General features: G+C 50.5%; 20 protein-coding genes, 1 tRNA gene and 3 rRNA genes. 8 read left to right on the top strand and 16 right to left on the bottom strand.

Annotated elements, in window-relative coordinates; genetic code table 11:
* Positions 1-49: 49 nt before the first annotated feature.
* Entirely contained in the window at positions 50-1,324 is a 1,275-nt protein-coding gene (locus SHEW_RS01040) for a CinA family nicotinamide mononucleotide deamidase-related protein (protein WP_011864005.1), read from the bottom strand.
* A 217-nt stretch (positions 1,325-1,541) separates the two neighbouring features.
* Between SHEW_RS01040 and SHEW_RS01035 the strand changes: the two genes are divergently transcribed.
* Complete coding sequence (locus SHEW_RS01035) at positions 1,542-2,042, top strand: Hcp family type VI secretion system effector (protein WP_011864004.1); 501 nt, start codon at positions 1,542-1,544, stop codon at positions 2,040-2,042.
* A 101-nt stretch (positions 2,043-2,143) separates the two neighbouring features.
* On the opposite strand, the gene SHEW_RS01030 is transcribed toward SHEW_RS01035, so the two are convergent.
* The 8 genes from SHEW_RS01030 to SHEW_RS00995 all read right to left on the bottom strand — a co-directional run bounded on the left by SHEW_RS01030 (position 2,144) and on the right by SHEW_RS00995 (position 11,300).
* Positions 2,144-2,220 (bottom strand) — tRNA-Asp (locus tag SHEW_RS01030).
* Between the two features lie 36 nt (positions 2,221-2,256).
* A 5S ribosomal RNA gene (gene rrf, locus SHEW_RS01025) occupies positions 2,257-2,372 on the bottom strand.
* Positions 2,373-2,475: 103 nt separating this feature from the next.
* Positions 2,476-5,368 (bottom strand): 23S ribosomal RNA (locus SHEW_RS01020).
* A 251-nt stretch (positions 5,369-5,619) separates the two neighbouring features.
* Positions 5,620-7,164, bottom strand: a 16S ribosomal RNA gene (locus SHEW_RS01015).
* Together the 16S, 23S and 5S rRNA genes with 1 tRNA gene alongside form the textbook arrangement of a ribosomal RNA operon.
* Positions 7,165-7,685: 521 nt before the next feature.
* The gene (locus SHEW_RS01010; protein WP_011864003.1) at positions 7,686-8,273 is read right to left on the bottom strand and encodes a TlpA disulfide reductase family protein; all 588 of its coding nucleotides are present in this window, start codon (positions 8,271-8,273) and stop codon (positions 7,686-7,688) included.
* A complete protein-coding gene (nrfF, locus tag SHEW_RS01005) occupies positions 8,270-8,749 on the bottom strand; it encodes a heme lyase NrfEFG subunit NrfF (protein ID WP_011864002.1) in 480 nt (159 codons plus the stop codon). Before nrfF ends, SHEW_RS01010 begins: the two co-directional genes overlap by 4 nt.
* A complete protein-coding gene (locus tag SHEW_RS01000) occupies positions 8,749-9,306 on the bottom strand; it encodes a DsbE family thiol:disulfide interchange protein (RefSeq protein WP_011864001.1) in 558 nt (185 codons plus the stop codon). Before SHEW_RS01000 ends, nrfF begins: the two co-directional genes overlap by 1 nt.
* A 17-nt stretch (positions 9,307-9,323) precedes the next feature.
* A complete protein-coding gene (locus SHEW_RS00995; protein ID WP_011864000.1) occupies positions 9,324-11,300 on the bottom strand; it encodes a heme lyase CcmF/NrfE family subunit in 1,977 nt (658 codons plus the stop codon).
* 411 nt (positions 11,301-11,711) lie between these two features.
* On the opposite strand from SHEW_RS00995, the gene ccmI reads away from it, so the two are divergent.
* Complete coding sequence (gene ccmI / locus SHEW_RS00990; protein ID WP_011863999.1) at positions 11,712-12,962, top strand: c-type cytochrome biogenesis protein CcmI; 1,251 nt, start codon at positions 11,712-11,714, stop codon at positions 12,960-12,962.
* Positions 12,963-13,153: 191 nt separating this feature from the next.
* On the opposite strand, the gene SHEW_RS00985 is transcribed toward ccmI, so the two are convergent.
* On the bottom strand, positions 13,154-13,447 hold the full coding sequence (locus tag SHEW_RS00985) for a c-type cytochrome (RefSeq protein ID WP_011863998.1): 294 nt from the start codon (positions 13,445-13,447) through the stop codon (positions 13,154-13,156).
* 332 nt (positions 13,448-13,779) lie between these two features.
* Between SHEW_RS00985 and ccmA the strand changes: the two genes are divergently transcribed.
* The 6 genes from ccmA (at position 13,780) to SHEW_RS00955 (ending at position 17,670) form a co-directional block, all read left to right on the top strand.
* On the top strand, positions 13,780-14,430 hold the full coding sequence (ccmA, locus tag SHEW_RS00980; protein WP_011863997.1) for a cytochrome c biogenesis heme-transporting ATPase CcmA: 651 nt from the start codon (positions 13,780-13,782) through the stop codon (positions 14,428-14,430).
* An 11-nt stretch (positions 14,431-14,441) separates the two neighbouring features.
* Positions 14,442-15,128, top strand: coding sequence for a heme exporter protein CcmB (gene ccmB, locus SHEW_RS00975; RefSeq protein ID WP_011863996.1), 687 nt, complete (start codon positions 14,442-14,444; stop codon positions 15,126-15,128).
* 1 nt (position 15,129) lies between these two features.
* The gene (locus tag SHEW_RS00970; RefSeq protein ID WP_011863995.1) at positions 15,130-15,876 is read left to right on the top strand and encodes a heme ABC transporter permease; all 747 of its coding nucleotides are present in this window, start codon (positions 15,130-15,132) and stop codon (positions 15,874-15,876) included.
* Positions 15,876-16,076 carry a heme exporter protein CcmD gene (ccmD, locus tag SHEW_RS00965; protein WP_011863994.1) on the top strand — a complete coding sequence of 67 codons (201 nt, stop codon included), beginning with the start codon at positions 15,876-15,878 and terminating at the stop codon, positions 16,074-16,076. Before SHEW_RS00970 ends, ccmD begins: the two co-directional genes overlap by 1 nt.
* A complete protein-coding gene (gene ccmE / locus SHEW_RS00960; RefSeq protein WP_011863993.1) occupies positions 16,073-16,558 on the top strand; it encodes a cytochrome c maturation protein CcmE in 486 nt (161 codons plus the stop codon). The genes ccmD and ccmE overlap by 4 nt, the downstream gene beginning before the upstream one ends.
* 134 nt (positions 16,559-16,692) lie before the next feature.
* Positions 16,693-17,670 (top strand): ABC transporter substrate-binding protein, encoded by a 978-nt coding sequence (locus tag SHEW_RS00955; protein ID WP_011863992.1) that lies wholly within the window; start codon positions 16,693-16,695, stop codon positions 17,668-17,670.
* A 56-nt stretch (positions 17,671-17,726) separates the two neighbouring features.
* On the opposite strand, the gene rplQ is transcribed toward SHEW_RS00955, so the two are convergent.
* The 6 genes from rplQ to rpmJ all read right to left on the bottom strand — a co-directional run bounded on the left by rplQ (position 17,727) and on the right by rpmJ (position 20,827).
* A complete protein-coding gene (gene rplQ / locus SHEW_RS00950) occupies positions 17,727-18,119 on the bottom strand; it encodes a 50S ribosomal protein L17 (RefSeq protein ID WP_011863991.1) in 393 nt (130 codons plus the stop codon).
* 39 nt (positions 18,120-18,158) lie between these two features.
* Positions 18,159-19,148: a DNA-directed RNA polymerase subunit alpha gene (locus tag SHEW_RS00945; protein ID WP_011863990.1), complete on the bottom strand. Its 990-nt coding sequence runs from the start codon at positions 19,146-19,148 to the stop codon at positions 18,159-18,161.
* Between the two features lie 24 nt (positions 19,149-19,172).
* Entirely contained in the window at positions 19,173-19,793 is a 621-nt protein-coding gene (rpsD, locus tag SHEW_RS00940) for a 30S ribosomal protein S4 (RefSeq protein WP_011863989.1), read from the bottom strand.
* A 36-nt stretch (positions 19,794-19,829) separates the two neighbouring features.
* Positions 19,830-20,222 carry a 30S ribosomal protein S11 gene (gene rpsK / locus SHEW_RS00935; RefSeq protein WP_011863988.1) on the bottom strand — a complete coding sequence of 131 codons (393 nt, stop codon included), beginning with the start codon at positions 20,220-20,222 and terminating at the stop codon, positions 19,830-19,832.
* 17 nt (positions 20,223-20,239) lie between these two features.
* Positions 20,240-20,596: a 30S ribosomal protein S13 gene (gene rpsM, locus SHEW_RS00930; protein WP_011863987.1), complete on the bottom strand. Its 357-nt coding sequence runs from the start codon at positions 20,594-20,596 to the stop codon at positions 20,240-20,242.
* Positions 20,597-20,713: 117 nt separating this feature from the next.
* Positions 20,714-20,827, bottom strand: a complete 114-nt coding sequence (rpmJ, locus tag SHEW_RS20220; protein WP_006083579.1) for a 50S ribosomal protein L36 — start codon at positions 20,825-20,827, stop codon at positions 20,714-20,716.
* Positions 20,828-20,846: the final 19 nt, after the last annotated feature.

Genomic DNA, 20,846 nt, shown 5'->3' with positions numbered 1-20,846 from the left:
CATAATCAACTCTATTTAAGGCGCCATTATGCTTGGCGCCTTATCTAGTCTATCTTGCGAATCGCGGATAAGAGGAATAGTCCACCAGAACGGGAGACTCCTGCAGCTCACGCCTTAGCATATCCAAGGCAACAGCCGTGCTCAGCTGCCGCACCAGCTCGCGGGAACGCGCCGGGAACTTAAGCATCTGGCTATAGACACCTTGCCGAGTCGCCAGGGCGATCGCCACAGTGCCAACCGGCTTTGCCTCACTGCCACCATCGGGCCCGGCAATGCCACTGGTCGCCAGCGCATAGTCGCTATCCAGCAGGCCTCTGGCGCCCTTGGCCATCTCCTCAACCGTGGCGATAGAGACCGCCCCATGGTCATCCAGAGTCGCAGGTTTAACCCCTAACACGCGTACCTTAGACTCGTTGCTATAGGTCACCAGTCCCTGATCCAGGTAATTGGAGCTGCCGGCAAAGGCCACCAGGTTGTTAGCGATCATGCCGCCGGTACAGGACTCGGCAATACTCAAACGCTTACCCGAAGCCAGCAGCCCGTTATGGATCACCTGTGCCAGTGAAGCAACGTTGTGGCCGACGACCGCATCGCCTAGACGAGTGAGCACCTCAGCCTTCACCCTGTCTAATTCGCCGATAGCTGCTTCCCCCCGGGCAAACAACTTGATCTCGATATAGGGCATGAAAGAGCGATAGCCCAAGGTCATGCCATCCGGTAAAGGCATGCCCTCTAGCTTATCGGCCAGTGCCGACTCCCCCTGACCTATGGTCAGTAGCTTCTGCACCTCGACTTCGATATGGCTATCGGCGATCTGCTCCACAAAAGGAATGAACTGTTCGGTCACCATCTTCTTAAACTCAAAAGGCACACCGGGAGTAAAGAAGAGCCAGGCACGATTGAGCTTCACACGAAAGCCACAGGCCGTGCCCACAGGATTGTCCACCATGATGGCCGACGCGGGTAACATCGCCTGTTTGAGATTGCTTTCTGGCATGTGTCGACCGTTACGGGTAAACCACTCTTGAATACGCTCCCGCCACAGGGTGCACTCGACCAGGGGCTCGCCCTTGGCAATGGCCATCGCCTCGGAAGACATATCATCGCTTGTCGGGCCGAGTCCGCCATTGACCAGGATGACATCGGCGTGCTCGCTACGCTGACGAAACACCTCGACCAGATCGTCCAATCTATCGCCTACCGTGATCCGCTGCTGCATCTCTATGCCATGGTCCATCAAGGCATTTGCCGCCCATGCCGCATTGGTATCGACTATCTGTCCGGATAACACCTCTTCACCGGTGCAGATCATTTCTATTTTCATATCCATCCCTTGAAACTAAGCCATTTCACTTGGGCATAAGGTAGGTAAGGCCGCGTGGAATAGCAATAGACAAACTGGCGGCTAGCTCGATATTCATGCTATTGGGCGTTATGCGGTGTTTACAGATTCTTTAGTTCTAAGCAAAAACGAACTCATCTCTAAATGCAAACTAGACTCAATAAACACTTAATCCAACTCGGCAATAGGTAGAATGATCATGTATAAACTCGCGGCCATGGGCCTATTAGCGCTCAGCTCCTTCACGCTGAACGCGGCTACGGATATGTTTCTCAAGATAGATGGCGTCGATGGCGAGAGCCTGGACGCGCAGCACCGCAACGAGATCGATGTGCTCGCCTGGTCTTGGGGAGCAAGCAGCGATATGCGACGCACCTGCATTCAAGATATCAGTGTGACCAAGTATGTGGATAGCGCCTCACCCCAACTCCTCATGAACCAGATGAGCCACATGCAATACCCTAGAGCGACGCTGACGGTGCGCAAGGCGGGTGGCACACCTCTTGAATATATAGTGATCGAATTACGCGACGTATGGGTCTCTAGCCTGTCTACCGGCGGCTCTGGCGGAGAAGATCGCCTCACCGAGAACATCACCCTAAATTTTGAAGAGCTCAAATACCAATACACACCACAAAAGGCAGATGGCAGCGGCGGACCAGCGATCTCGGCCACCATCACAAGCGAGAAATGCAGATAGGCGATGAGAGACTATATTCCTATGGCTTAGTGCATGAAGATTTTGAAAAGACAGAAACGAAAAAAGCCCTAGCATTGCTGCTAGGGCTTTCATCTTAATGTTGGCGGAGCGGACGGGACTCGAACCCGCGACCCCCGGCGTGACAGGCCGGTATTCTAACCAACTGAACTACCGCTCCTTTAGTAACACGCTTACGCGGGATACTAAATTAGGCGCCTGGAAATGACCTACTCTCACATGGGGAGACCCCACACTACCATCGGCGCGATTGCGTTTCACTTCTGAGTTCGGGATGGGATCAGGTGGGACCACAATGCTATGGTTTCCAGACAAATTTGGAAATTTAGAAAGCTGCTTGAGTTCGCACTTCAATCAAGTACTTTTGTATTCTTTTGATCACGTAAAACCATCGTACGAAACCCTTTTGGGTTGTATGGTTAAGCCTCACGAGTCATTAGTACAGGTTAGCTCAACGCCTCACAACGCTTACACACCCTGCCTATCAACGTCCTAGTCTCGGACGGCTCTTTAGAGACCTTAAAGGTCTAGGGATGACTCATCTTAGGGCTCGCTTCCCGCTTAGATGCTTTCAGCGGTTATCGATTCCGAACGTAGCTACCGGGCAATGCCATTGGCATGACAACCCGAACACCAGCGGTTCGTCCACTCCGGTCCTCTCGTACTAGGAGCAGCTCCCTTCAATCATCCAACGCCCACGGCAGATAGGGACCGAACTGTCTCACGACGTTCTGAACCCAGCTCGCGTACCACTTTAAATGGCGAACAGCCATACCCTTGGGACCGACTTCAGCCCCAGGATGTGATGAGCCGACATCGAGGTGCCAAACACCGCCGTCGATATGAACTCTTGGGCGGTATCAGCCTGTTATCCCCGGAGTACCTTTTATCCGTTGAGCGATGGCCCTTCCATTCAGAACCACCGGATCACTATGACCTGCTTTCGCACCTGCTCGACGTGTATGTCTCGCAGTTAAGCTGGCTTATGCCATTGCACTAACCGTACGATGTCCGACCGTACTTAGCCAACCTTCGTGCTCCTCCGTTACTCTTTGGGAGGAGACCGCCCCAGTCAAACTACCCACCAGGCACTGTCCTCAACCCCGATTCAGGGGCCAGAGTTAGAACATCAACACTACAAGGGTGGTATTTCAAGGATGACTCCACGAGAACTGGCGTTCCCGCTTCAAAGTCTCCCACCTATCCTACACATGTAGGGTCAATGTTCAGTGCCAAGCTATAGTAAAGGTTCACGGGGTCTTTCCGTCTAGCCGCGGGTATACGGCATCTTCACCGCAATTTCAACTTCACTGAGTCTCGGCTGGAGACAGCGTGGCCATCATTACGCCATTCGTGCAGGTCGGAACTTACCCGACAAGGAATTTCGCTACCTTAGGACCGTTATAGTTACGGCCGCCGTTTACCGGGGCTTCGATCATGAGCTTCTCCGAAGATAACCCAATCAATTAACCTTCCGGCACCGGGCAGGCGTCACACCGTATACGTCATCTTGCGATTTTGCACAGTGCTGTGTTTTTGATAAACAGTTGCAGCCACCTGGTATCTGCGACTCCCGTCAGCTTAGAGAGCAAGTCTCATCACCAACAGGAGCGTACCTTCTCCCGAAGTTACGGTACCATTTTGCCTAGTTCCTTCAGCCGAGTTCTCTCAAGCGCCTTGGTATTCTCTACCCGACCACCTGTGTCGGTTTGGGGTACGATTCCTACTAACCTGAAGCTTAGAAGATTTTCCTGGAAGCATGGCATCAACTACTTCATCACCGTAGTGACTCGTCATCAACTCTCAGTATTAGGTGCCCGGATTTGCCTAAGCACCCTACCTACAGCCTTAAACGCGGACAACCAACGCCGCGCTAGCCTAGCCTTCTCCGTCTCTCCATCGCAGTTAGCAGAAGTACGGGAATATTAACCCGTTTCCCATCGACTACGCCTTTCGGCCTCGCCTTAGGGGTCGACTCACCCTGCCCCGATTAACGTTGGACAGGAACCCTTGGTCTTTCGGCGAGGAGGTTTTTCACCCCCTTTATCGTTACTCATGTCAGCATTCGCACTTCTGATACCTCCAGCGTGGGTTACCCCTTCACCTTCAACGGCTTACAGAACGCTCCTCTACCGCACCAGCGCAAGCGCTAGTACCCATAGCTTCGGTGTATTGCTTAGCCCCGTTATATCTTCCGCGCAGGCCGACTCGACTAGTGAGCTATTACGCTTTCTTTAAATGATGGCTGCTTCTAAGCCAACATCCTAGCTGTCTAAGCCTTCCCACATCGTTTCCCACTTAGCAATAACTTTGGGACCTTAGCTGATGGTCTGGGTTGTTTCCCTTTTCACGACGGACGTTAGCACCCGCCGTGTGTCTCCCGAGTAGTACTCATTGGTATTCGGAGTTTGCAAAGGGTTGGTAAGTCGGGATGACCCCCTAGCCTTAACAGTGCTCTACCCCCAATGGTATTCGCTCGAGGCGCTACCTAAATAGCTTTCGAGGAGAACCAGATATCTCCCGGTTTGATTGGCCTTTCACCCCCAGCCACAAGTCATCACCGCATTTTTCAACATACGTGTGTTCGGTCCTCCAGTTGATGTTACTCAACCTTCAACCTGCCCATGGCTAGATCACCGGGTTTCGGGTCTACACCTTGCAACTAAACGCGCAGTTAACACTCGGTTTCCCTACGGCTCCGCTATTCGCTTAACCTCGCTACAAAATGTAAGTCGCTGACCCATTATACAAAAGGTACGCAGTCACGGTCTCAAGAACCGCTCCCACTGCTTGTACGTATACGGTTTCAGGTTCTATTTCACTCCCCTCACAGGGGTTCTTTTCGCCTTTCCCTCACGGTACTGGTTCACTATCGGTCAGTCAGGAGTATTTAGCCTTGGAGGATGGTCCCCCCATATTCGAACAAGATATCACGTGTCCCGTCCTACTCGTTTTCACCTAAAGTTAGTTTTCATGTACGGGGCTATCACCCTGTATCGCTGTGCTTTCCAACACATTCCACTAACACCCTCTAGGCTTAAGGGCTAATCCCCGTTCGCTCGCCGCTACTAGGGGAATCTCGGTTGATTTCTTTTCCTAAGGGTACTTAGATGTTTCAGTTCCCCTCGTTCGCCTCACTAAGCTATGTATTCACTTAGTGATGACACCTTATGGTGCCGGGTTTCCCCATTCGGACATCGTTAGCTCAAATGCTTGTTACTAGCTCGCCAACGCTTTTCGCAAGTTACTACGTCCTTCATCGCCTCTGACTGCCAAGGCATCCACCGTATACGCTTAGTCACTTAACCATACAACCCAAATGAGTTTCATCTGAGTCGCATCGCAACTAACGGTTTCTACTTTCGCCAAAAGAATACTCAAGTCACTTGATTAAAGTGTGTTTTGAGAACTCAATTATTTTTCGCAATAATCTTTCGATTATTACTATCAGCTTTCCAAATTTTTAAAGAACAAGCATCGTCGCTCGGACGTGCCACTCGCTCTAACAAGAACAAGTTATCTGTGTGAACACTCAACAAATATCAGTCAATCGTATAGGTAAGGAGGTGATCCAGCCCCAGGTTCCCCTAGGGCTACCTTGTTACGACTTCACCCCAGTCATGAACCACACCGTGGTAAACGCCCTCCCGAAGGTTAAGCTATCTACTTCTGGTGCAGCCCACTCCCATGGTGTGACGGGCGGTGTGTACAAGGCCCGGGAACGTATTCACCGTGGCATTCTGATCCACGATTACTAGCGATTCCGACTTCATGGAGTCGAGTTGCAGACTCCAATCCGGACTACGACCGGCTTTGTGAGATTAGCTCCACCTCGCGGCTTCGCAACCCTCTGTACCGACCATTGTAGCACGTGTGTAGCCCTACTCGTAAGGGCCATGATGACTTGACGTCGTCCCCACCTTCCTCCGGTTTATCACCGGCAGTCTCCCTAAAGTTCCCGGCATTACCCGCTGGCAAGTAAGGATAAGGGTTGCGCTCGTTGCGGGACTTAACCCAACATTTCACAACACGAGCTGACGACAGCCATGCAGCACCTGTCTCAGAGTTCCCGAAGGCACCAATTCATCTCTGAAAAGTTCTCTGGATGTCAAGAGTAGGTAAGGTTCTTCGCGTTGCATCGAATTAAACCACATGCTCCACCGCTTGTGCGGGCCCCCGTCAATTCATTTGAGTTTTAACCTTGCGGCCGTACTCCCCAGGCGGTCTACTTAATGCGTTAGCTTGAGAACCCAGTGTTCAAGACACCAAATTCCGAGTAGACATCGTTTACGGCGTGGACTACCAGGGTATCTAATCCTGTTTGCTCCCCACGCTTTCGTACCTGAGCGTCAGTCTTTGTCCAGGGGGCCGCCTTCGCCACCGGTATTCCTTCAGATCTCTACGCATTTCACCGCTACACCTGAAATTCTACCCCCCTCTACAAGACTCTAGTTGACCAGTTCGAAATGCAGTTCCCAGGTTAAGCCCGGGGCTTTCACATCTCGCTTAATCAACCGCCTGCGTACGCTTTACGCCCAGTAATTCCGATTAACGCTTGCACCCCTCGTATTACCGCGGCTGCTGGCACGAAGTTAGCCGGTGCTTCTTCTGCGAGTAACGTCACAGCTAACGGGTATTAACCGTTAACCTTTCCTCCTCGCTGAAAGTGCTTTACAACCCGAAGGCCTTCTTCACACACGCGGCATGGCTGCATCAGGCTTGCGCCCATTGTGCAATATTCCCCACTGCTGCCTCCCGTAGGAGTCTGGGCCGTGTCTCAGTCCCAGTGTGGCTGATCATCCTCTCAGAACAGCTAGGGATCGTCGCCTAGGTGAGCCATTACCTCACCTACTAGCTAATCCCACCTAGGTACATCCAATCGCAGAAGGTCCGAAGATCCCCTCTTTTCCCCCGTAGGGCGTATGCGGTATTAGCAGTCGTTTCCAACTGTTATCCCCCTCGACTGGGCAGTTCCCTAGGCATTACTCACCCGTCCGCCGCTCGTCATCTTCAAAAGCAAGCTTTTGAAATGTTACCGCTCGACTTGCATGTGTTAGGCCTGCCGCCAGCGTTCAATCTGAGCCATGATCAAACTCTTCAATTAAAAGTTTTTGTGGACCTAAGTCCGACTCAATGAATTCTGATTCACACAAATGACTCGGAAGAATCATCTACATGTTTGTACATATTGCTATGGACTCTCATCGTTGCATTGAGATTTAAATCGTTTTCGATTAACTCAATACCTGTGAGTGTCCACACAGATTTCTTGTTTTATCTTGTTAAAGAACGTTTGCCTCATACTGGACTCCAGCGGGCTAGGGCTGCGTATTCTACGCTTCTCCCTGTCGGCGTCAAGCGCTTTTTTCAAAAGATTTTTAAGTGGTTAATTACTGTGCTTTCGCGTTGTAACTACCGGCTTAAAAACTCGAACCGCTTATCGCCTTGACTCGACATTCGTTACTTACTCACTTGGTAAGTAGCGCCGTTTGCCGTGTCAGTGGGAGCGCATTATAGGGAGCCAAATCTTTTGCGCAAGGGCTTTTTACAAAAAAAAGATCGCATGCCGATCTTTTAGGCAATTGCGATCTTTTTCGTATGATTTACGGCCAATATTGCCGTGTTTTACTGTTTTTGAGTCTCTGACGCGATAAAGCTCTCGATCAATTTCACCGCTTTCTCATCATCCCAGTCGACAAACGTTCTGACGAAGGCGATCAATTCGCCCTGCTGATTGAGAATAAAGGTCGCCGGTATTGTATCTAGGGGGAACACCTGACCCAGCTGCTGCTGTGGATCATAATAAGTCTCGAACTTATCCATCCCCAGAGAGGCGAGGAAGGGTTCGACCTTCTCCTTGCCATTCATATCGATCGATATCGGCAGCACGCGAAACTGTTTAGGATCGAACTTGCCTTTGAAGCGATCTATGGCCGGCAGCTCACGCACACAAGGGGGACACCAGGTGGCCCACATGTTGACCATCACTACCTGACCGCGATACTGACTGAAGTCGATCGCCTTACCCTGGGCATCCTTAAAGGGCACAGGATCTATCGGATAGGCTTTTGGCAGCACGTTGATCAGATCGACACTCGACTGCACCTCACCGCCTTGCTTCTTCTGCATGCCGGGATAGGCTTGCACGCTGGCGGCATATCCGCCTAAGGCGAGAGCCGCCGACAGCAGCGCCGTGGCTAACTTTGACTTCATTTATCGTCTCGCTTGAGCAGTCTATCCAACTCGGCTTGCTCCTCGGCGCTGATCTCCTGTTCGACGGCATTGCTGATTCGCTGCTGTCTAACGAAGATAAAGCCGATCACTAAGCCCACCAGCAATAGCGCGATTGGCCCTAGCCATAGGATGTAAGTCTTGGCTTCCATGCGTGGCTTATAGAGGACGAACTCACCGTAACGGCTAGTCATGAACTCGATAATCTCTTCGTCGCCCTTACCGGCATCGACCATTTGATAGACTTCGAGTCGCAGATCTTGCGCCACAGGTGAATTGGAATCGATCAGGTTCTGGTTTTGACACTGAGGACAACGCAGCGAGTGAGCCAGTTCGAGGGCTCGTTTCTGGTTATCTACCGACTTAAACTCATAGGTATCCACTGGGGTCGCCATCGCGGCGCCCACCAGCGAGAAAGATAACAGTATTGCGGTAATAAACCCGACTAAGGTCTTCATTAAGATGCTCCCTCAGCTTTAGCCTGTGCCTGTAACTCTTGAATCATGGGATAGAGTGTCTCATTCCAGACACGCATATCGATAGGACCGGCGTAACGGAAGCGGATGATACCGTTGTGATCCACCAGATAGCTCTCGGGCGCACCGTACACCCCAAGATCCAGACCTAAACGTCCGTCATGGTCAAAGATATTCTTGGTGTAAGGATCGCCCTCGCGGCTCAGCTCACGGATCGCCATGGCACGCTCGTCACGATAGTTGATGCCATAGATAGGCAAGATGTTCTGTCTGGCCAAGCGCATCAAATAAGGATGCTCATACTTACATGACGGACACCAGGTGGCCCATACGTTCAGCAGTGAGACCTGACCCTTGATGCTGTCATTGGTAATGATCTCGTTGGCATCTTCAAGCTTTTGCAGTTGGAAAGCCGGTATCGGCTTTCCTTCTAGTGCAGAGTCCAGCTGCTGTGGATTCAGGAAGAGTCCCTTATAGAGGAACACTCCCATCACCAAAAACAGAATCAAAGGAATAAATAATACTAGCCTTTTCTTCATACTTGCCCCAATTCAAGTTATGCGGTTGCTAATTTTGCTTGTTTGGCTTTTTCACCGGCAGTTTCGGTCGCCTTGGCTCTGCGGTAACGCTTATCAGACGCGGCGAACAGACCACCTACCATCATGAAGATGCTACCGAACCATAACCAGCGCACGAATGGCTTGTAGTTCAGACGCACGGCAAACTCGGTGCGGCTGATTGGATCGCCCATGGTGATATAGAGATCGCGGAACAGTCCCCAATCGATGCCCGCCTCTGTCATGTCCATGGTACGTACGTTGTACTGACGACGATCAGGTTTAAGCAGAGTAATGAACTCACCGTCTTTGGTCACTTCGACCTGACCCTGCTGGGCGGTATAGTTAGGACCGACGACATTCTTGGTCTCGATGTAGTGGAAGCTATAGCCCGCCAGTTCCTGGGTGATACCAGGGCCCATGCGAACACTCTTCTCGATCGAGTAGTTAGACACCATAGTCGCGCCGACCACAGAGACGGCGATACCTAAGTGAGCGATGATCATACCTAGCTGACTGCGCCCCATACGCGCCAGGCTCAGGCCATCTTTAGACTGCATGATGTCGTAGGCGGCGCGCAGCGTAGCAACTGTTACCCAAGCGGCCAGGCCAATACCGAACATCACCCAAGCATTAAACTTGCCGTCCACCAGGAAAGGCGTCGCCACACCGATAACGGCAGAGACGATGGCAGGCACCAGCAGCTTGGCCCTGAGTTCACCTGCCTTAGCGCGCTTCCAGCGGATGCTAGGGCCAATACCCATGAAGGCAAACAGCACGAGTGCAATCGGCACGAATACCGCGTTGAAGTATGGTGGGCCTACAGAGATCTTACCCATGTTAAGGGCATCGATCAGCAGTGGGTAGAGTGTGCCCAGCAGCACGGTACCACAAGCTACGGTAAGGAGGATGTTACCTACCAGCAGCATGGTTTCTTTCGACATCAGCTCGAAACGCGCAGGGCTCTTCATGTCGCTTGCGCGGAAGGCAAACAGCGTCAGTGAGCCGCCGATGGCGAGACCCAGCAGCAAGAGGATGAACATACCACGGCTAGGATCCGCCGCGAATGAGTGCACCGAAGTCAGTACGCCTGAACGCACGATAAAGGTGCCTAGCAGACTCAGCGAGAATGCGAATATAGAAAGCAGTACCGTCCAGTTACGGAAGGTTGCACGCTTCTCGGTCACGATCACTGAGTGCAGCAGTGCGGTACCGATCAACCAAGGCATGAATGACGCGTTTTCGACGGGATCCCAGAACCACCAGCCGCCCCAGCCTAGCTCGTAATATGCCCACCAAGAACCGAGCGAGATACCGCCGGTCAGGAAGATCCAGGCCGCAAGCGTCCAAGGACGACTCCAACGTGCCCAGGCGGAATCGAGACGTCCGCCCATGAGCGCGGCGATGGCGAAGGCAAAGCTCACCGAGAAACCAACATAGCCCAGGTACAGCATAGGTGGGTGAAAGATGAGTCCCACGTCCTGCAGCATTGGGTTAAGGTCGCGTCCCTCCATAGGAATCGGGAACAGACGCTCAAATGGACTCGAAGTCAGCAGCATGAAGAGACAGAAGCCGATCACTATCATCGCCAGAATAGCGAGTACGCGAGCGGTGAAGACCTCTTCTAACCCCTTACTGAAGAAGGCAACCGATGCCGTCCAGACAGACAGGGCAAACACCCAGAAGAGTAATGAACCTTCGTGACCACCCCATACCGCGGCGATCTTGAAGAAGATCGGCAGCTGAGAGTTTGAGTGGTGTGCAACATAGGCTACAGAGAAATCGTCGACGGCAAAGCTATAACCCAGGACGATCACGGAGAGAGCGATAAAGAAAAACATGCCGTAACTCAACGGCCAGGCATAACGCACCAGATATTGATCTTTGCGAGCAACACCGATTAAGGGAACGCTGGCCAATAGAAAGGCGAATGCCAATCCTATTATCAACGAAAAGTGTCCTAATTCAGGGATCATGGGGTTTCCTCAGTCCTATATGAGAACCAGTTGAAGCATTAGCTTCACCTAATTCACCAGAGTTTGCAATTCACACTACTCAAGGTACAAAATTTGAGTCATTTTAGTATTTGCTATTGTATCTGTCTGCCTCTTTCGCACAATTCTGGGTGACCTGTCTCATTCTTGCGAACAGAAACGCAGGGTTACAATTGTTATAAACTGGCAGATTTTATGCTCTGACCCTTGTTTGAAACTTAAGTTTCAGCCAATTTTTGAAAATAGAATCGAACTGTGAACCAGTGCAAAAGTATCAGTATTTAACGGCTGGAAACCCTTATATTACTGTTCAATGAATAATCTTTCCGTATAATCTGATCCCTATATCGCGCGGCATTCCCGCATTCCTGCAACTAATGTGAAAAAGAAATAATGACCACACTCTGGATTTTTATTGCGCTTTTTGTATTAGTCAGCCTTGTGCTGATTTGGTTTCCACACTTCCGCCAGCAAAAGATGCTGCAGGCCGAAGAAGCCGGTGTGCGTAAGGCCACCAACCTCGAACTTTTTAACAATCGCCTAGCGACCCTAGAGAAGGAACTTGAGGATGAGCTGCTGGATCAAGATGAGTTTAACGCGCTAAAGAAAGAACTCGAGATCAGCCTGCTTCAGGACATGAAGCAAGGTGAAGATGAATCTCTGGTCGGTCAGATCAAGCCTAAGAGCCTACTCTGGCCAACATTGATGTCTGTGGTGGTATTAGGTGTTTCTGGCTACTTCTATGCCAACCTAGGTGCGTATGCCAACCTAGACAAGGCGGTTCCCGACAATCCACACGCAGGAATGGATGCCGCCCAGATCATGACCCAGCGCATTCAGATGATGGAATCACAGCTGCAAGCCGAGCCGGAAAACAGCCAGCTGCTGTTTAGCCTTGGCCATGCCTACATCAGCGCCAACCGTTATGATGATGCGGTAAAAGCATTCGACAAGGCGATGGAGCTAGTGGGTACCCACGCCGAGCTGCTTGGTCCTAAGGCGACAGCCATGTACTACAAGGCCAACCAAAGAATCACCCCTGCGGTACAGGCCATTATCGACCAATCATTGGCATTAGATCCTGAAGATCCTTCAACCCTACTGCTTGTCGGTATGGATGCCTTCTTCAGTGCTCAATATAAGAAGGCGATCGATGCCTGGCAGATCATTCTCGATAGCGACAGAAGCGATGTGGACCGTAGCGCCATCATCAATGCCATCGAGAGCGCCAAGATGAGAATGCAAGCCGAAACTGGCGAGATGCCTAACGACGCGACTCATCAGCAGGCCAAGGCCACTACCGGTAAGACGGTAACCATAGATGTGTCAATCGCACCCGAGCTGCTAGAGAATGTCAGCGGTAGCGATATGCTGTTTATCTTTGCCCGCAACACCCAAGGCCCTAAGGTGCCGCTAGCGGCGACTAAGGTATCGGCGAAATCTCTGCCTGTCTCTATCACCTTAGATGACAGCACTGGCATGGGCGGCGATATCAAGCTGAGCGACGCCAAACAGGTTGAAGTGATCGCCGTGCTCTCTAAGCATGGTTCGGTTAAGGCGCAGCCTGGCGATCTACAGGGCCGTCTGGAAACCATGGACGTGGGGTCAACCGCTAAGCTAGTGATTGATACTCTGGTTCAGTAATCTCGGTCCAATAATACCGATTCAATAAATCAGGTTCCGTATCGCACAGAAAAGCCGGCATTAGCCGGCTTTTTTATTGCTCACCTATCTTGATCGCGAGAGCCTCTTCCGAGAGCCTCTTTATTAAAAACTACTTAGCGACAGGCATAAAAAAACCGACCATAAGGTCGGCTTTTTTCAACGAAGTCAAATTACTTAGACATGAACTCGATAGCGTTCTTGTAATCTTCGTCGGTACAATCTGTGCACATACCACCTGGTGGCATAGCGTTCAGACCAGTCTTAACACTACCTAGTAGTGCGTCTAGGCCTTTCGCTAAACGAGGCTCCCATGCAGCTGCATCATGAGCTTTAGGGGCACCGGCGACACCCATACTGTGGCATACATGGCATGCCTTGTTATATACAGCTTCACCTTCTTGTGCAAAAGTGTTTGCAGACAAGGTCAATGCAGCCACTGCAGACAATGCTAACAGTTTTTTCATGTTCAATGTTCCTAATGCAAATATTAACAGAGCTCTATGCCACCCTAAACTGGGGCAGACTTATTCTATAGCGGCCCTAGGATACATCAAACTTCAACAAATCTCACCTTTTTGTGATTAATATCAGAATTTGATGGTTCAACATGTTATAGGTGCCCGAGTTACCTGATACATTAGCAATTGTTGAAAAAGTTCAATCTCAATGACGAAAAGGTTTTACTTTTTGGAAGCATATCAAATTGCTGACACTAATCAGATAGCAAGACTAAACCCCTCAAGGGGATTATGTTAATATCGCTTATGTTTACATCAGGCTTGAGATAGAGGGTTCAGTGGTAGAAGAAAAAACAGCAACAACACTGGTATCAGCCGATAACTTGACTTGTATCCGCGAAGAGCGAATTCTCTTCGACGAGCTGAGCTTTGATATCCAAGCGGGTGAGATAGTTCAAATCGAAGGCCCTAATGGCGCGGGTAAAACCAGCCTGCTGAGGATCCTCGCCGGCCTGTCACGTCCCTATGCGGGCGAAGCCAAGTACAAGGGTACTGACATTACCCGCTGCCGCGACGAATACAATGACGACCTTTTGTATCTCGGCCACCTTGCAGGTGTAAAAAGCGAGTTAACCGCCGAAGAGAATCTTAACTTCAATTTAAGAATCAGCGGGTATGATGATTTCGAAACCAACCAGATCCTCGCTAAGGTAAACCTGTCTGGCTTCGAAGAGGCTTTGGCCGGCCACCTGTCGGCGGGTCAACATCGTCGTACCGCCCTAGCCCGACTCTGGCATACCAACTGTAAGGTCTGGCTATTGGACGAACCATTTACTGCAATCGATAAGAAAGGCGTCGAAGAATTGGAACACCTGTTTTTACAACATGCTCAAAGCGGCGGTTGTGTCATCATGACTACCCACCAGGACATGAGCATTATCGGTGACGATATTCTCCGTAAGATTCGCCTCGATTACCGCTTTATTTAAAGGTGCAGTGAATGAATAAAGGTATCAGTTTCACCCAAGCGTTTTTCACCCTGCTTAGACGCGATCTTAAGATAGCGATTCGTCATAAGGGTGACATCTTCAATCCCTTACTGTTTTTTATCCTGGTGGTCACCCTCTTCCCACTGGGCATTGGTCCCGAGCCGCAGGTACTGACTCGCGTTGCACCGGGGATCATCTGGGTAGCCGCCCTGCTGGCATCTATGTTGTCACTCGAGCGACTGTTTAAGGCGGACTTCGTCGATGGTAGCCTGGAACAGATGCTGCTTAGCCCACAGCCATTGTCACTCATGGTATTGGCAAAAGTGCTGGCCCACTGGATATTGACCGGCGTACCACTGATACTGGTTGCCCCGCTACTGGCCGTGCTGCTGCATCTTGAAGCCAACAGCTATGGCGCACTGATGGCCACCCTGGCACTGGGCACGCCCGTACTCAGCCTGTTGGGCGCCATAGGTGTCGCGCTTACCGTCGGCCTGCGTAAGGGCGGCGTGCTGCTGAGCCTGTTGATCCTACCGCTTTACATACCTGTACTAATTTTTGCAACCAGCGCCATCGATGCCGCTGGTCTAAATCTACCCTACAGCGGCCATCTCGCTATCATAGGCGCTATGCTGGTCGGTTCGTTAATATTGGCACCTTTTGCAATTGGTGCCTCATTAAGAGTGAGTACTAACTAATATGTGGAAATGGCTACATTCTTACGCAGACCCTCAAAAAGCCTATAACCTCTCTGGCAGGCTATTGCCTTGGTTTGCGACGCTTGCAATCGCGTTTATTGGTGTGGGTTCTATCTGGGGTCTGTTGTTTGCGCCGGTAGATTACCAGCAGGGTGACAGTTACCGCATCATCTTTATCCACGTACCCGCGGCTTCTATGTCGATGTCGGCCTACATGGCGATGGCAACCTCGGCCTTTATCGGCCTAGTATGGCAGATTAAGTCTGCCGACTGGGCGGCAGCGGCCATTGCGCCTATCGGTGCGGTCGTTACCTTTATCGCCCTCATCACGGGTGCTGCCTGGGGCAAGCCTATGTGGGGCACCTGGTGGGTGTGGGACGCTCGCCTGACATCAGAACTTGTGTTGCTGTTCCTCTACCTGGGTGTGATCTCTCTGTACGCCTCTTTCGAAGATAAGGTACTCGCCGCTCGTGCCGCCGGCATTCTGGCCATCGTGGGCGTGATCAACATTCCTATCATCAAGTACTCGGTAGAGTGGTGGAACTCACTACACCAGCCTGCGACCATCAAGATCACCGAGAAGTCATCTATGGCACCTGAGATGTTATATCCACTGCTGATCAACATCTTCGGTTTCGGCCTGATGATAGGCGCTATCACGCTTATTCGTTTCAGAGCCGAGATACTTGCCAGAAACGGTATGCGTCCCTGGGTCAGGGAACTCGCGCAAGCTGAAGGAGTCAAATAATGCAGTTCGATTCATTAGCAGATTTTTTTAACATGGGTGGCTACGCCTTTTATGTGTGGCTATCTTACGGCATAACCGCCTTCGCACTGGGTACCTTAATCGTGGTGAGCCTGCGCCAGAAGCGCAAGATCCTTACCGAGATATCCAAGAAGATGCAACGCGAAGAACGCCTCAAAGCCAACCGGAGTAAAGAACAGTGAACGCCAGACGTAAGAAAAGACTCGCCTTAGCAACCGCCCTGATTGGTGGCGTAGCCGCCATCGCGTCCTTGCTACTTTATGCGCTCAATTCAAACTTGAACCTTTTCTATACCCCAACAGAGATCGTTCACGGTAAGAAAGACACAGGTGTTAAGCCGGAAATCGGTCAACGTATTCGTGTAGGTGGCATGGTCACCGTAGGTTCACTAGTACGCGATCCAGAGAGCCTACACGTTGAGTTTGCCGTACATGACGCCGCCGGTGGCGAAGTTATGGTGACCTATGACGATCTATTACCCGACCTCTTCCGTGAGGGACAAGGTATCGTCGCCCAGGGCGTACTGATCGAAGGTGGTAAGCTGGAAGCGACCGAAGTATTGGCCAAGCATGACGAAAACTACATGCCGCCAGAAGTTGCCGAGGCCATGGGCCAGACCCACGAGAAACTAGAATACGACTCTACGCAGAAAACCGGGTACTAGACCGCATATTCTTAGTGTGAAAAGCTAAAGGCCTCAATTGAGGCCTTTTTTATTGCCTGTGCACAACTTAGGAGCAAGATCGACTATAACTATGTAAAAGACTTTGGGGTGAAAGCTTTAAGGGAAATCCATCCATGCGCATACTTGTCTGCCTCCTACTCCTCTGGACCAGCCTACCCGCATCGGCCGCCAGGCTGATGTTCATTCACAGCTATCATGAGGGCTACCCCTGGGTGAAAGACTATCGCCAGGCGATATTGGAAAACCTTAGCGAGCCCACCAAGATGACGGAGATTTATCTGGACTCCAAGCGTCTCCCCCGTAATGCCTATGTCAAACGCGCTGACGACGCCTGGGAAGCAGTTAAACGCGACAAGCCAGACATCATCATTCTCGCCGACGACAACGCCATCTCACTGCTGAGCGAGCGCATCGCGACCACCAAGACCCCTGTTGTATTTCTCGGCCTCAATACTAACCCCAGAGATCATGGCCTGCAGGGCTATCGGCAGTTTACCGGCATACTCGAGCGGCCGCTGTTCAAACGTTCCCTGCTATTGGTCGATTGCCTACTGCCTGGGAAAGAGACCAAGAAGCTGCTGATCCTTTCTGATAATAGCGCGACCTCCCGCGCGGCCTTCAGCCCGATCAGCACCGACTTTAAGCCCATACAGATAGGAAAGCTGACCATAGCCTTCACCCTGACCAATTCGGCCAAGGAGTGGCAACAGGCGGTGATAGATGCCAAGAAGGCAGGCTACCAGGGGGTTTTTACCGGGCTCTATCACACACTAAGCAAAGATGGTGGCGACTATATGGACCCGAGTGAGATGATCGCCTGGACGGCAGACCACTCCCCAGTACCCCATTTCGGTTTTTGGGACTTTACCGTTGGCAGACATGCCAACCCAGGCGGTTATGTGCTTAACGGCTATGAACATGGCCTACTGACCGCCAAATTGATTAATCGACTGTTAGCCGGCGAGCAGGCCAGCAATTTAGGCTATGTTAGTGACAGCAAGGGGGCGTTTCGATTCAGCCTGTCTGGCGTGGCCAAATGGCATCTGTCGATCCCTAAGGAGATCGCCGAGAAGGCAGATTGGGTAGAATAGATTTGAAGCAATAAAAAAGCCGGGCAATGCCCGGCTTTTTACAATGAACTTAAGTGTTACTCAGCAGCTTCTTCAACAGCTTCAGCAGCTTCTGGACGACCTACTAGTTCGATATACGCCATAGGCGCCTTATCACCAGTACGAAGACCGCACTTAAGGATACGGGTGTATCCACCAGGACGTTCCTGGTAGCGTGGACCCAATTCATTAAATAACTTACCTACGACTTCAGCGTCGCGAGTACGTGCAAATGCCAAACGACGGTTTGCAACACTGTCACTCTTAGCAAGTGTTATTAGAGGTTCAACTACGCGACGCAATTCTTTCGCTTTAGCTACAGTAGTCTTGATCACTTCGTGACGGACTAAAGAGCTTGCCATGTTACGGAACATAGCTTGACGATGACTGCTGTTACGGTTTAGTTGACGACCACTCTTACGATGGCGCATGACCTAATCCTTATTACCTAAATCTGTACAAACTAGGACTTATAGGTCGTCTGCTAAACTGGCTGGAGGCCAGTTTTCTAGACGCATACCTAATGAAAGTCCGCGAGAAGCCAACACATCCTTAATTTCGGTAAGAGACTTCTTACCCAAGTTAGGCGTTTTAAGTAGCTCAACCTCAGTACGCTGTACCAGATCTCCGATGTAATGAATCGCTTCGGCTTTCAAACAGTTAGCCGAACGTACAGTTAGCTCTAGATCGTCGACAGGACGCAACAGAATTGGGTCGAACTCTGGTTTCTCTTCTTTCTGTTCTGGCTCAGTGACATCACGAAGCTCAACAAACGCATCTAGCTGTTCAGCCAGAATGGTTGCAGAACGACGAATCGCTTCCTCAGGATCGATAGTGCCGTTAGTGGTCATATCGATAACGAGTTTGTCCAAGTCAGTACGCTGTTCAACACGTGCTGCTTCAACATTGTAAGCAATACGCGCGACAGGTGAGAAAGATGAATCCACTAGCAGACGGCCAATTGGGCGATCGTCGTCTTCAGTTTGTGCACGAGCCGAAGCTGGTACATAACCACGACCACGCTCAACACGGATACGCATGCTAATGTCATTGTTACCAGTCAGATGACAGATAACATGATCAGGATTCATAATAGTAACATCACCATCGTGCGTGATATCTGCTGCGGTAACAGGGCCTGCGCCTGACTTGCTTAATGTAAGCATAGCCTCGTCTTTACCCTCGATAACCACTGCTAAACCTTTAAGGTTTAGTAGGATCTCTAGGATATCCTCTTGTACGCCTTCCTTGCTGCTGTATTCGTGCAGTACACCATCAATCTCGACTTCGGTAACCGCGCAGCCGGGCATAGACGACAATAGGATACGACGCAACGCGTTACCTAAAGTATGACCAAAACCACGCTCAAGCGGCTCCAGTGTAACCTTGGCACGTGTTGGGTTAACCTGCTCGATATCAACGAGACGCGGTTTAAGAAATTCTGTAACAGAACCCTGCATTGTGTCCTCTCTTGTTTATTAGCTTTACTTAGAGTAAAGCTCGACGATCAGCTGTTCGTTAATATCCGCAGATAAATCGCTACGCTCAGGCAGACGCTTGAAAGCACCTTCCATCTTAGCGGCATCTACTTCAACCCATGTTGGCTTTTCGCGCTGAGAAGCAACCTCTAGAGCAGCTTTGATACGAGCTTGCTTTTGAGACTTCTCACGAACGCTAATTACATCATTCGCAGACACTTTGAATGATGGAATGTTAACAACGCGGCCGTTTACCATAATTGACTTATGGCTAACTAGCTGACGTGCTTCAGCACGGGTAGCACCAAAACCCATACGATAAACAACGTTATCTAAACGAGTTTCCAAAAGAGTAAGCAGGTTTTCACCAGTGTTACCTTTTAGACGTGCAGCGTCTTTATAGTAGTTACGGAATTGCTTTTCAAGCACACCATAAGTACGACGAACTTTTTGTTTTTCGCGCAGCTGAACGCCGTACTCAGACAAACGAGCTTTACGAGCGCCGTGTTGTCCAGGTGCAGCTTCAAGCTTACACTTCGAATCAATTGCTCTCACACCGCTTTTCAGGAAAAGGTCAGTACCTTCTCGGCGAGTGAGCTTGAGCTTTGGACCCAAGTATCTTGCCATGTTCTTTCTCCAACTATCCTATTAAAAACGGGGCGATTACACGCGACGTTTCTTAGGAGGACGACAACCATTATGAGGGATCGGCGTCACATCGGTAATGTTGGTTATCTTGTAACCAACCGCGTTCAGCGCTCGAATAGCTGACTCACGTCCTGGACCTGGACCCTTCACGAAAACTTCAAGGTTTTTAACACCGTAGTCCTGAGCAGCAACACCTGCGCGCTCAGCAGCTACCTGTGCAGCAAATGGTGTAGATTTACGTGAACCACGGAAACCTGAACCACCAGAAGTTGCCCAAGAAAGTGCATTACCTTGACGATCTGTAATGGTGATAATGGTGTTGTTGAAAGATGCATGGATATGAGCCATGCCATCAGCAACCTGTTTACGTACGCGCTTGCGCGTTGAACGTGACGGAACTTTAGCCATATTGGTTTACCTTCCCGTTACTTTCTAATTGGCTTACGTGGACCTTTGCGAGTACGCGCATTGGTCTTGGTACGTTGCCCACGAAGGGGCAGGCTACGACGGTGGCGGAGACCACGATAACAACCAAGGTCCATCAGACGCTTGATGTTCATAGAGATCTCACGACGCAAGTCACCTTCTACAATGTATTTAGCAACTTCTTCGCGTAGTGTGTCTATTTGAGCTTCGCTCAATTCCTTGATCTTAGCATCTTCAGCAATTGAAGTAGCCGCGCAGATTTGTTGTGCGCGAGTTAGTCCAATACCGTAGATAGCAGTCAATGCAATGACTGTGTGCTTCTGATCAGGAATGTTAATGCCAGCGATACGGGCCACTATGCACTCCTCATAAGTTAAAGGCCATCTGTGAAAAGCCCGGTAGGATACTCGACAGATGACGATTTTGCAAATAATATTTTGACCAGCTCAGAAACTGAGCTGGTCAAAAAGTTTTTAGCCTTGACGCTGTTTGTGTTTTGGTTCAACACAGATAACGCGTACAACGCCGCTACGCTTTACGATCTTGCAGTTACGGCAGATCTTCTTCACGGAAGCTCGAACTTTCATTTCATCACTCCGTAAAGCT

The organism is Shewanella loihica PV-4 (assembly GCF_000016065.1).
Lineage (GTDB): Bacteria > Pseudomonadota > Gammaproteobacteria > Enterobacterales > Shewanellaceae > Shewanella > Shewanella loihica.
Note: the sequence above shows the minus strand (reverse complement) of the source record. Positions and strands in the feature narration are given on the sequence as shown.